The following is a 12257-nucleotide window of genomic DNA, read 5'->3' as shown; positions in this document are numbered from 1 at the left end:
TTCGGTGGAGCCGCAGCGCAGGAGCTTTGGGGGGCGCTTCAGGTGCTGCTCAACATGGGGAAATTGTAGATGGCACCCGGCTAAATAGGATTTCGTAAAGGACGCAGGGAAACCCTGAAATATGAGATAAGATTTCGTCCAACGGCTATTTCAGGAAACCAAAGTGCAGAAAGACGACCTTGATCGCACCGATCGCCGCTTGCTGGGGGTGCTACAGGAAAACGGGCGGGCGTCGAACCTGGAACTGGCCGAGGCCATCAGCCTTTCGCCGGCTCAGACATTGCGCCGCCACCGCCGCCTGGAGGAGGGCGGCATCATCAAACGCTACGAGGCGCGGCTCGACAGCACGGCGCTTGGGTTTGGCGTGACCGCGTTCATCCACGTGACCATGGAGCGCGGACATATCCGTGACTTGTCGAAATTCAAGGGGCTGGTGGCAGAGCTGGCGCAGATCCAGGAGTGTTTCTCCGTGACCGGCGATATCGACTACGTGCTGAAGGTGGTGGCCCGGGATCTGAAGTCGCTATCGGACTTTCTGCTCGATACGCTGATGCGTATCCCGGGCGTGAGCGGCGTGAAGTCGAGCGTGTGCCTCGACGAGATCAAGTGCACCAGCGCCATGCCGCTGGAGCCATAAGCCATAGGCGTCAGCGGTCGACCGGCTGGCTGTCGATCTGCGCCATGGCGTCGGCAATCTCGCGCGCGCTGCCCGGCCGCACCAGTCGTGCCACTTCCTGACCGTCGCGCAGGAACACCAGCGTCGGCCATAGCTTGACGCGGAATGAACGGCCCAAAGGCCGGCCGCTGCCGTCTTCCACCTTGATGTGCCCAAGGTCGGGATGCTCGCCGAACGCCGCTTCAATCAGCGGTTGCGCGCGCTGGCAGAAGCCACACCATGCCGTGCCGAACTCAAGCACGGTGGCGCCGCGCAAGGCATCGATCTCGGCACGCGACGGCTCGGTAGTGGCAAAGGTATGGGTCATGCTCATTTTGGGATGGGCTCCGGGTGGCTACTGTCAGTCGGGTAGCCACCATTCTGCCAGCACGATCGATCACGTGCAGCGGCGTGGAATGCGGAGCCCATCGCACTAAATGCGCTACATGTTCAACGCCCGCTTCTGCACCGCCAGCGCGGCTTCGCGCATGACCTCGGACAACGACGGGTGCGGATGGCTGATGATGCCGATATCTTCCGACGCCGCCTTGAACTCCAGCGCCGCCACGCCTTCGGCAATCAGGTCCGAGGCATTGGCCGAGATGATATGCACGCCCAGCAGTTCATCGGTCGTTGCATCGGCAATCATCTTGATAAAGCCGTCGGGGCGGCCCAGGCCAATTGCGCGGCCGTTGGCCATCATCGGGAACTGGCCGGTGCGATAGCTACGGCCTTCGGCCTTGAGTTGTGCCTCGGTCTTGCCAACCCAGGCAATCTCCGGTTCGGTGTAGATGACCCACGGAATACAGTTGTAGTCGATATGGGGCTTCTGGCCGTCGATGACTTCGGCCACCATCACGCCCTCATCCTCGGCCTTGTGGGCCAGCATCGGGCCGCGTACCACATCGCCAATCGCGTAGATGCCGGCCACGGCGGTGCGGCACTGGTCGTCCACGGGAATGAAGCCGCGCGCATCGGCGGACAGCCCCACGGCATCGAGCCCAAGGTTGTCCGTGTTCGGCACGCGCCCGATGGAAACGATCAGGCGGTCCGCATCAAGTTTCTGGTCGGCGCCGGCCTGGTCCTTGTAGGCAATGCTCACGCCTTTGGCCGTGGCCTTCACTTCGCCGATATTCACGCCCAGATGGATGGTCAGCCCCTGTTTCTTGAACAGCTTGGCCGCTTCTTTGGCAATGGCTTCATCAACGGCGCCAAGGAATGCCGGCAGCGCTTCGAGAATCGTCACTTCGGCACCGAGCCGGCGCCAGACCGAACCGAGTTCCAGGCCGATCACGCCCGCGCCGATCACGGCGAGCTTCTTCGGTACCGAATCGAACGACAACGCGCCTTCGTTATCGGACACGATCTTGTTGTCGACGGGCACATTGGGCAGGTGACGCGCCTTGGAGCCGGTGGCTACGATCACATTGCGCGCGGTGTACGACTTGCTGTCGGCGCCTTCGATGGCGTCGACGGTGACTACGCCATCCGCGGCACGGCCCTTGAACTTTCCGTGCCCCTTGATCCAGGTGACCTTGTTCTTGCGGAACAGGAACTCCACGCCGCCGGTAAATTTGTCGACGATGGCTGCCTTGCGCTTGATCATCTGCGGCAGGTCCAGCGAGACGCCCTTGACCTGTACACCATGCTCGGCCATGCCGTGCAGCGCGTGTTCGAAGTTTTCCGATGAGGCGAGCAGGGCCTTGCTGGGGATGCAGCCGACGTTGAGGCAGGTGCCGCCAAGGCGCGGCTTGCCGGCTTCGTCCTTCCATTCCTCGATGCAGGCCACGGTCTTGCCGAGTTGTGCCGCGCGTATGGCGGCAATATAGCCGCCGGGTCCGGAGCCAATCACGATGACGTCGAAATCCGCCTTGGCGGAGGCTGCGGCACCGCCACCAGCCGCTGCCACTGGCGCCCCGGCCGGTGCTGGCGTTGGTGTCGGTGCGGCAGCGGGTGCGGCGGCTGGCGCGGCCGCGGCCGGAGCCACTGCGGTTGCCTTGCCTTCGGTATCCACCACTGCGATTACTTCATCGGCATGTACCGTTGCGCCATCGGGCTGCACGATTTTCGCCAGCACCCCATCTTCCGGGCAAGGTACTTCCAGCGTGACCTTGTCCGTTTCCAGATCCACCAGGATCTCGTCGCGCTTGACCGCTTCGCCGGCTTTCTTCTTCCACTGGAGCAGCGTCGCTTCCGAGACGGATTCGGAAAGCTGGGGCACCTTCACTTCGATCGCGGCCATGGGTTGTCCTTTGGGTTTCCGTGTGGCGAAAGCTTCCAGTCTAGGAGAGCACGCCAGAGCCTACGTTACGGAAACCCTAGGGTTTACCCTTTTAGCCAACCTTAGTGGCCCGCGCTCTGGCCACCGTCGACGTGCAGGATTTCACCGGTCACGAACGGCGCCGATTCCAGGAACAGCACCGCTTCGGCGATGTCGCTCATTTCGCCCATATGGCCCATCGGGTGCAGCGCGCCCAGGGCCGCGTGGGTTTCCGGTGCGTGCATCGGCGACTTGATGATGCCAGGCGCCACGGCGTTCACGCGGATGCCGCGCTTGGCGTACTCGATTGCCAGCGACTTGGTTGCCGCATTGATCCCGCCCTTGGTCAGCGAGGCCAGCACCGACGGCACGCCATCGATTGCATGATCGACGAGGCTGGTGGTAATGCTCACCACATGGCCGCTGCGTTGCTTCTCCATCTCGGCGATGGCGAGTTGCGTGATGAAGAAGAAGCCGGACAGGTTCACGCCAATCTTGGTGGCGAAGTCCTCAGCGGTGTAGCTCGTGAAGGGCTTGGCGATGAAGATGCCGGCGTTGTTGACCAAGGCGTCGACGCGGCCGAACTTTTCGACGGCTTGTGCCACCACGCGGCGCGCGGTTTCGGGGTCGGCAATATCGCCCGGCACGGCGAGGATGTTGGCGTCATCGGTCTGCTGGATGCTGCGGGCTGTAGCGACCACGCGATAGCCGCGTTGGCGATACGCCTTGACCAGTTCAGCGCCGATGCCTTGCGATGCGCCCGTGATGATGGCGACTTTCTGGGTAGCTTGGGTGGTTTGCGTTGTGCTCATGATTAACCTCTGTGTATTGGGATTGACCTGGCGTCTTGCCAATCGAACCGACGTGGTCGATGGGTGGAAATTTAGGTGACGGACCGCGATTGATGAACGGCTGCGGCGCACAAACACTTGTGCGTGCCGGTAACAAGTGCGCAAGCAGAGACGCTGGCCCGATGCGGAACACCGGACGAAGACAAAAACAAAGAGGGAAATCAAGGCGCGGGTCGGCACGGCGGGGCGTGCCGATGGGCAGCGCAAGGCTGCCGAAAGGAGGAAAGGGGGAGGTATGCGTGACGACGGCCTGCGGCAACGATGTTGCGGCAGGCCCGTGCGCGAACGTGCGGGAAGCCGGGTCAGGCCCGGCTGCAGGTCAACGCAATGCTGTCTGCAAGCTGGCGAGTTGCCCGATCGTCTCGTGCAGTTCCGCCTTCAACGCATGCATCAGCTCGGTCGCCGGCAGTGCGCGTGACAGCGGTACTGCCTGGCCGGCCCATTGCGCGGCGAATGCCGCCGAACCCTTGGCCTTGGCCGCGGCGTGCAGTGCCTTGCCGGCATCGTAGGTGATCGGGTAGTCGGGTACCGCGGGTGCACCGGCGGCGGTGCCTAGCGCGGTAAATCGATTGGTAAAGCCGCGCGCGGCACGGCCGGAAATCGCCTGCGTCAACGTGGTGGGCGGGGTTTGGCCCGAGGTGAGGGTGGTGCGATACGCCGCGTCGGCTGAGGTTTCCGGACATGCCACGAAGGCTGTGCCCATTTGCGCGGCCTGTGCCCCCAACGCCAATGCGGCGGCAATGCCGGCGCCATCCATGATGCCGCCGGAAGCAATCACCGGCAGCGTGGTCTGGCGGGCCAGTACACGCACCAGGGCCATCGTGCCGAGCCCTTCGTCGAGTTGCTTCGGATCGAACACGCCACGATGCCCGCCCGCCTCGATGCCTTGCGCCACGATGGCATCGACGCCGGCGGCTTCGATCTGGCGCGCTTCCGCAAGCGACGTCGCCGAAGCCATCAGGTAGATGCCGGCGTCATGCAGTGCCTGGATCTTGTGCGCATCGGGCAGGCCGAAATGGAAGCTCACCACTGCCGGCTTTTCCTCGACGAGCATTTGCAGCATGGCCTCATCGGTCTGGAACGACTGGTAGATCTCTCGCAGCGACGCCGGTGGGGTGGCGCCAAACTCCGCAAATACCGACGCCAGGTAACCAAGCCAGGCCGATTCGCGTTCGCTATCGGCTTGCGCCGGCACATGGCAGAACAGGTTCACATTGAGCGGGCCGCTGCTCAACGCGCGCGTGTCCTGAATGGCCTTGCGCGCCGCTGCGGCATCCATCGCCCCGACGCCAAGCGACCCAAGACCACCGGCATTGCTGACAGCCGCGGCCAGCGCGGGTGTACTGACGCCAGCCATTGGCGCCTGGATGATGGGCGTGGTCAAGCCAACGCGACTCAGGAATGACGGGACTGACGTACTCATTTTGCTTTCTCCGGCGAGCATCAAGGCAACGTGGGTGCAATTCAACATCCCAACGCTTCAACGTGGTTGAAGTTGCGAGATGGGTTTCATCTCAAAATGAGATGATTATTAATGATTCAATCTCGATTTCGGAATGATATGCCAAGCCGGTTGTTTTGACTTGTTCCGCGGTGTATCAAGTCTTATATCGCCGCCGCGCGAATCCTGACACACAAAGCCATGACCACACCCACAGACGCAAGCACCCTGATCATCGAGCATCTTGCCGATGCGCTGATCTATGCCGGCACGGACGGCCTGATTGCAGGCTGGAACAAGGCAGCAACAGGACTCTTTGGATACGGAGCCGACGAGACGATAGGGCAGAGCCTCGACATCATCATTCCCGAGCGATTGCGGGCGGCCCACTGGAAGGGGTATGACGCTGCGATTGAAACGGGCAAGACCCGTCTGTCGGGCAAGCCGACGGTGACGAAAGCCATCCACAAGGATGGTCACTCGATATATGTGGAGATGACGTTTGCGCTGGTGCTAGATGCCAATGGCAAGGCCATGGGATCGGTGGCGGTTGCGCGTGACGTTACCGAGCGGGTAGAGCGTGAGCGCAACGCCCGCGCACAGCCGGGCAGCCAGTAGCTGCAGGTGCGTGTCTGTGAAGTCTGCGAGGTTCCCGGGAGCGGCCTGAGGGGCGCGCTCCCGGATTCGCTCTGACTTTGCTTAACGCTCGAGGAAGAGCCTCAGCTTGTCCGCGCGACTCGGATGCAGCAGCTTGCGCATGGCCTTGCTCTCGATCTGACGGATCCGCTCGCGGGTCACGTCGAACTGCTTGCCAACCTCTTCCAGCGTGTGATCCGAGGCCATGTCGAGCCCGAAACGCATCCGCAGGACCTTGGCTTCGCGCGGCGACAAGCCGTCGAGTGCCTCATTGATCGCGGCACGCAGATTCGCCTGAATGGCGGCCTCGGCCGGTGAGCTTGCCGAAACGTCCTCGATCATGTCGCCGAGCGTCGCGTCGGCATCATCGCCAACCGGGGTTTCGAGCGAGACCGGCTGCTTGGCGATCTTGAGGATATCCCGCACCTTCTGCTCGGACATCTCCATGCGCTCGGCCAGTACGGCCGGATGGGCTTCCTGTCCCGTCTGTTGCAGGATCTCGCGCGAAATCCGGTTCAGCTTGTTGATCGTCTCGATCATGTGCACGGGCACGCGGATGGTCCGTGCCTGATCGGCGAGCGCACGCGTGACGGCCTGGCGGACCCACCACGTGGCGTATGTCGAAAACTTCCAGCCGCGCCGGTACTCGAACTTGTCCACCGCCTTCATCAGGCCGATATTGCCTTCCTGGATAAGATCCAGGAATTGCATGCCGCGGTTCACATACTTCTTGGCGATCGAGATCACGAGACGAAGGTTGGCTTCGGTCATCTCGCGCTTGGCCTGCCGCATTTTCTTTTCCGCGGCACCCATCTGGCGATTGATCTGCTTGAGCTGCTGGAGCGGCAGCGAGACGCGGGTCTCGATGTCGATGAGCTTCTGCTGGGCCGACTGGATCGCCGGCAGATGGCGCTCGAGCGCCGGGCCGAATTCCTGTGACGTGGCCGCCGTGCGGGTGGTCCACTCAAGGTCGGTCTCGTGGCCCGGGAAGACCTCGATAAATGCCTCGCGCGGCATGCCGCAGCGTTCGACGGCAATCTCCAGAATGCTGCGCTCGATCGTACGCACCTCGGTTACCTGGTCGTGAACACTGGCACACAGGCGGTCGATGGTCTTGGCGGTAAAGCGGATCGGCGCCAGTTCGCTCTGGATCTCCGAGCGCATTTGCACGACGGCCGCGGCGCGGGCTTTGCCGGCAACCGGGGCATCGGGCAACTGCTCGAACAGTGCACGCACCCGCGCGAAGATCGCAAGGCTGTCGGTCGTGAGTTGCTCGAGGCGGGCTGCGTTCGCTTTTTCCGAATCGCCGGCACCCGTTTCGCCGTCGTCATCGTCCGAGTCTTCGTCGTCGGAGGCGTCGGCTTCCACCTGGGTGTCATCGGACTCCAGTGCCTCGTCGCCTTCGCTTTCGGCCACGTCGACGGTGATGCCATCGACCAGTTCGTCGATACGCAGTTCGCCGGCAACGATGCGGTCTACATCTGCAAGAATCGTGGCGACCACGGACGGACACTGGGCGATCGCCTGGATCATGTCCTGGAGACCACCTTCGATGCGCTTTGCGATCTCGATTTCGCCGGCGCGGGTCAGCAGTTCGCTGGCACCCATCTCGCGCATATACATCCGGACCGGATCCGTGGTGCGGCCGAATTCGGAATCGACGGTCGACAGTGCAGCTTCCGCCTCTTCGTCCGCTTGATCGTCGGACGCAGCGGCAGGCGCAGCGTCGCTCAGCAGCAGCGTTTCCGCGTCAGGTGCCTGCTCATATACCGACACACCCATGTCGCTGAACGTGCTGACGATGGTTTCCATCGCCGCCGTTTGCGTGAAGTTGTCGGGCAGGTGATCGTTGATGTCCGCATGGGTGAGATAGCCGCGCTCGCGGCCGAGCGCGATCAGCGCGCGCATCTGGCGCTGGCGCTCCTCGTCCTGGTTGGCCAGGGCCACGCTGTCCAGAGGTGACGCAACCGCCTGCGTCTTGCCTGCTGGCTTGCGGCGGCCAGCCTTAGGGGTGACCGCACTCATGCGGGATGCTGAATCGTCGCGAACCGGATTTGCCAATACATTCTCCTCGACAGTTTGGCCGACGATCGTCGCTGACTTGACGACCGGGTCAAGCGTGTCGGGATGCGAACGAAATCGTGGAATGACGCACAGATTCGCACAGATCGTCGGGGCGCGTACGCCGCTCGCGAATTAATCTGTGCGCAAAATGGGGAACCGCACATCATACCGGACGTCGTTGTGCGACGCAATATCTGATTGCTGGTGCTTCGGTGATTCTGGCGTTCCCGATTGTGTCGATGGGCAGAGTGAAAGTCTGGTTTGCCACACTGTGGCCGCAGGGACCGGCCGAAGGGCGGCGCGGTAGCGGGCTGACCGGGTGATAATGGCGCCTTGTCCGCCCCCTGAACCCTGGGGACGGGCGTTGCTTGCGACCCACATGTCCGACACCCATTCAAGCCACGACACCCGCCTTCAAGAAATGACCCGGCTGCTGGCAGACGTCAAGGCGAGCGAGGCGCGCTATCGAACCCTGTTTGAATCGATCGACCAAGGCTACTGCATCATTCGCGTGCTGCTCGATGGCGCCGGACGGTGCTACGACTACGTTTTCGAGGAAGTCAACCGGTCGTTCGAGTACCAGACCGGTCTGAGCGGTGCCGAAGGGTGTTCCATGCGCAGCCTGGCCCCGGGGCACGAAGAGCATTGGTTCGAGGTCTACGGGCGCATCGCAGTGACCGGCGAAGCCCAGCGGTTCGAGCTCGCCGCTACGGCGCTGAAGCGCTGGTACGACGTCTACGCTTACCGGATCGGCGAGCCAGAAGAATTGCGGGTGGCCATCCTGTTTCACGATATCTCCGCCCGCAAACGCGCCGAGATGGCGCTGAACGAAGCGGATCGCCACAAGAACGAATTTCTTGCCACGCTCGCCCACGAGCTACGCAATCCACTCGCGCCAATCCGGACCGGGCTCGACATCCTCAAGTTGTCCGAAGGGAATCCGGCGACCACGTCGAGCGTCGTGCAGATGCTCGAGCGGCAGGTCAGGCACATGGTGCACCTTGTTGATGACCTGCTGGAAGTGTCGCGTATCTCGCGCGGCGCAATCGAACTGCGCAAGCAGCGCATAGATCTGGGTGCCGTGCTGCAAAGTGCGGTCGAGACCAGCCGGCCCCTGATAGATGCGGCGCATCACCAGCTCCGGGTCGAGGGGCCAGGATTGGAGATCTTCGTCGACGGCGATCCGGTACGTTTGTCTCAGGTAATTGCCAATCTGCTCAACAACGCCGCCAAGTACACCGATGCCGGCGGCCGAATTGAACTGAAAGCCTTTTGCGACGGTGATAGCGCCGTCGTGACGGTCCGCGACGACGGCATAGGTATTCCTGAACAGATGCTGCCGAAGATCTTCGATATGTTCATGCAGGTTGATCGCCATCAGCGCGGGCAGGGTGGGCTCGGCGTCGGGCTGACGCTGGTGCGCACGCTTGTGGAGATGCACGGCGGCACTGTGGTGGCGCGCAGCGAAGGCCTTGGCCGAGGCGCCGAGTTCACCATCCGGCTGCCACTGGCCGATGTCAACGGTCGCGTGGCCGCGAACACCGCCGCGCGTATCGAATAGCGCCAACGAGGTTCCTTCTTCGTCAGGCACGTCCGACATCCATGTCGGCATTCGTCCGATTCTTGAGCGCCGCGCCGGTGTTTCAGAATCGGTGGAATGAGCGATCGCCTTATCCTTATCTATCTCCGATCGCCCCGATACGATGGAGGTGCTGCGTGAAACGATCACTATCGCCGCTGGCTGCGGCAGGTATTGCCCTGGCGGGTGCCGCGTTGGCGGCCAGCGCATACAGCAAGTTCTCTCCCGGCAAGCGCGGCAATGCGGCCGTACCCGAGCCGGCCAAGCCCGTGGACCTCGATCGCTACCTTGGCAAATGGTACGAATACGCGCGCTATGAAAACGGTTTCGAGCGCGGATGCGAAGGCGTGACAGCCGAGTATGCGAAGCGCGACGACGGACTGATCTCGGTGCGTAATACATGCCATGAAGAGTGCGCCGACGGCAAGTCGCGCACGTCGGAAGGCCGTGCCCGCGTGGTGCCGGGCAGCGATGGTGCCAAGCTTGAAGTATCGTTTTTTGGACCGTTCTTCTTTGGCAACTACTGGGTGCTCGATCATGGCGACGACTATTCGTGGTCGATCGTCGGCGAGCCGTCGGGCCGCTATCTGTGGCTCCTTACACGCGACGCCGCTCCATCGCGCGAATTGGCGGATTCGCTCGTGGCCCATGTGGCTGAACTTGGCTACGACACCTCGCTTCTGCGCATGACGATGCATTGAGATTGCAGCTTGCCAATGGTGTTCTCCCCTCTCCCGCGCGCGGGAGAGGGGCGGGGGAGAGGGCCGGCGCATCGAATGCTACGGTGCTGGATCAAACCAAGACACTACCTTCTGTTTGCACTTGGGCGTGGCTCGCGGCGTTAGTGGTTAAACAACCCGCAGCTTCGTGCTTCGTTCTTCGTTCCTGGTTTGCCGCTGCTTACTCGGCCTGGATATTGGCTTCCTTGACGACCTTGCCCCATTTGGCGAGGTCGGACTTGATCACCGCTGCGTATTCCTGCGGCGTGCCGCCCTGGACTTCGATACCTGCGGTTTCCAGCTTGGCGCGGACTTCCGGAAGCTTCAGTGCGGCGTTGATCTCGGCATTCAGTTTGGCCACGATCTCCTTCGGTGTGCCGGCCGGTGCCAGGAAGCCGCCGTTGGTGTTGGCGTCATAGCCCTTGAGGCCCTGTTCTTCGGCCGTCGCCACATTGGGCAGCGCCTTGGAGCGTTTGCGCGTCGACACGGCCAGCGCACGTACATTGCCTGACTTGACCTGTTCCAGAACGGCGCTGATGGTATCGATGTAGAGGACCGTGCGACCGGCAATCAGGTCAGGATGGGCTGCCGACGAGCCCTTGTAGGGCACCAGCAGTACCGGCGCACCGCTGACCATGCGGAACATTTCGGCGGCCATTTCCTGTGCGCTGCCGCGACCGGACGTTGCCACCTTGGCTTCGGCCGGATTGGCCTTCATCCACGTCACGAGTTCCGGCACCGTCTTCACCGGCAGCTTTGGATAGGCCGCGAACACCAGCGGGATCTCGTGGGTATAGACGATCGGTTCGAAGCTCTTCTCCGGGTCCCAGCCCAGGTTCTTGAACAGGAACTTGTTGATATTGTGGCTGCCGCCCACGATGCCGATCGTGTAGCCGTCGGGCTTGGCGTTGGCAAGCACGGCGGTGCCGAGGTTATTGGAAGCGCCCGGGCGATTTTCGACGATAAAGGGCTGGCCGAACTTTACCGAAAGCTTCTCGCCAACCACGCGCGCGATCAGGTCGATGCCGCCGCCGGCCGGTGCCGGGACGATGATCGTGACCGGACGGGTCGGATAGTTTTGCGCCGACGCCTGTCCGGGCGCCATCATCAGCGCCGCGCAGCCGGCCGCGGCGCCAATCAGGGTAGTGAATCTGGTGGTGGTGAATCGCATGGGGTGTCTCCGTTTGGATGCTGGTCAACTCGAGTCAACTCTTTGGGCGCCCTGGAGCGTGATGTGCCAGGGCGCGGGGTCTGGCTTCAGCCGCGACCCACGAATGGCATGGCGCTGGCCATGACCGTCATGTTCAGCACGTTGGCGTCCAATGGCAGCGAAGCCATATGGCGCACCGCATTGGCCACGTGGCGCGCGTCCATCATCGGCTCCGGCGCGGTGGTGCCGTTGGCCTGCAGCACGCCGCGCGTCATGCGCTCAGACAGCTCGGTCAGCGCATTGCCAATATCGATCTGGCCCGCCGCGATGTTGAAGGCGCGGCCGTCGAGCGCCAGCGCCTTGGTCAGGCCGCTGACTGCATGCTTGCTGGCGGTATAGGGTGCGGTGAACGGTCGCGGCGTTTGCGAGGACACCGAACCGTTGTTGATGATGCGGCCACCTTGCGGCGACTGCCGACGCATCAGTCCGAACGCAGCCCGTGCACACAGGAACACGCCCGTAACGTTGGTGTTGATGGCGTTGAACCACTTCTCCAGCGGCAGTTCGTCGATCGGCACCGCGGGCGCATTGACGCCGGCGTTATTGAACAGCATGTCGAGCCGGCCGAACTCGCGCTCGATGGTGTCGAACAGCGCCTGCACGCTGGCGGGGTCGGTCACGTCGGTCGGTACGGCCAGCGCGGTCTGGCCGCGTGCAGCGGCTTCGGCTACCAGGGTCTGCAGCGGGTCGGCGCGGCGTCCGGCCAGCACCACGGTCCATCCATCTTCAAGAAGGGACAGTGCGGTCAGGCGACCGACGCCACTGCCGGCGCCGGTAACCAACGCAATTTTCTTGGGAGCATTCACTGCATTCACGGTTGTCTCCGGAGGTTCTATCAAAGT

General features: G+C 62.6%; 11 protein-coding genes. 4 read left to right on the top strand and 7 right to left on the bottom strand.

Translation table 11 applies throughout. From position 1 onward, the window contains the following. Positions 1-163 precede the first annotated feature (163 nt). Positions 164-637, top strand: a complete 474-nt coding sequence (locus ACO550_RS14630) for an Lrp/AsnC ligand binding domain-containing protein (protein WP_315593070.1) — start codon at positions 164-166, stop codon at positions 635-637. A gap of 10 nt (positions 638-647) precedes the next feature. Here ACO550_RS14630 and ACO550_RS14625 read toward each other — a convergent pair whose 3' ends face one another. The 4 genes from ACO550_RS14625 to ACO550_RS14610 all read right to left on the bottom strand — a co-directional run bounded on the left by ACO550_RS14625 (position 648) and on the right by ACO550_RS14610 (position 5189). Further along, the gene (locus tag ACO550_RS14625) at positions 648-989 is read right to left on the bottom strand and encodes a thioredoxin family protein (protein ID WP_315593071.1); all 342 of its coding nucleotides are present in this window, start codon (positions 987-989) and stop codon (positions 648-650) included. A gap of 108 nt (positions 990-1097) precedes the next feature. Next, the gene (lpdA, locus tag ACO550_RS14620) at positions 1098-2897 is read right to left on the bottom strand and encodes a dihydrolipoyl dehydrogenase (RefSeq protein WP_485994884.1); all 1800 of its coding nucleotides are present in this window, start codon (positions 2895-2897) and stop codon (positions 1098-1100) included. A 101-nt stretch (positions 2898-2998) separates the two neighbouring features. Further along, positions 2999-3727 carry an SDR family NAD(P)-dependent oxidoreductase gene (locus ACO550_RS14615; protein WP_315593072.1) on the bottom strand — a complete coding sequence of 243 codons (729 nt, stop codon included), beginning with the start codon at positions 3725-3727 and terminating at the stop codon, positions 2999-3001. A gap of 358 nt (positions 3728-4085) precedes the next feature. Next, positions 4086-5189 carry a nitronate monooxygenase gene (locus ACO550_RS14610; protein ID WP_315593073.1) on the bottom strand — a complete coding sequence of 368 codons (1104 nt, stop codon included), beginning with the start codon at positions 5187-5189 and terminating at the stop codon, positions 4086-4088. Between the two features lie 219 nt (positions 5190-5408). On the opposite strand from ACO550_RS14610, the gene ACO550_RS14605 reads away from it, so the two are divergent. After that, positions 5409-5825, top strand: a complete 417-nt coding sequence (locus tag ACO550_RS14605; RefSeq protein WP_315593074.1) for a PAS domain S-box protein — start codon at positions 5409-5411, stop codon at positions 5823-5825. A gap of 81 nt (positions 5826-5906) precedes the next feature. Here the strand turns inward: ACO550_RS14605 and rpoD are convergent, their stop codons facing one another. Continuing rightward, the gene (gene rpoD, locus ACO550_RS14600; protein WP_315593075.1) at positions 5907-7868 is read right to left on the bottom strand and encodes an RNA polymerase sigma factor RpoD; all 1962 of its coding nucleotides are present in this window, start codon (positions 7866-7868) and stop codon (positions 5907-5909) included. Between the two features lie 418 nt (positions 7869-8286). Here rpoD and ACO550_RS14595 point away from each other — a divergent pair, with 418 nt between their 5' ends. Together ACO550_RS14595 and ACO550_RS14590 are read left to right on the top strand one after the other, a co-directional pair. Next, positions 8287-9468 (top strand): ATP-binding protein, encoded by a 1182-nt coding sequence (locus tag ACO550_RS14595; protein ID WP_315593076.1) that lies wholly within the window; start codon positions 8287-8289, stop codon positions 9466-9468. Between the two features lie 155 nt (positions 9469-9623). Next, positions 9624-10187: a lipocalin family protein gene (locus ACO550_RS14590; protein ID WP_315593077.1), complete on the top strand. Its 564-nt coding sequence runs from the start codon at positions 9624-9626 to the stop codon at positions 10185-10187. A gap of 199 nt (positions 10188-10386) precedes the next feature. On the opposite strand, the gene ACO550_RS14585 is transcribed toward ACO550_RS14590, so the two are convergent. Beyond that, the gene (locus tag ACO550_RS14585; protein ID WP_315593078.1) at positions 10387-11376 is read right to left on the bottom strand and encodes a tripartite tricarboxylate transporter substrate-binding protein; all 990 of its coding nucleotides are present in this window, start codon (positions 11374-11376) and stop codon (positions 10387-10389) included. Positions 11377-11462: 86 nt separating this feature from the next. Continuing rightward, positions 11463-12221, bottom strand: a complete 759-nt coding sequence (locus ACO550_RS14580) for an SDR family NAD(P)-dependent oxidoreductase (RefSeq protein WP_315593187.1) — start codon at positions 12219-12221, stop codon at positions 11463-11465. Positions 12222-12257 lie beyond the last annotated feature (36 nt).

The organism is Cupriavidus sp., assembly GCF_057315035.1.
Note: the sequence above shows the minus strand (reverse complement) of the source record. Positions and strands in the feature narration are given on the sequence as shown.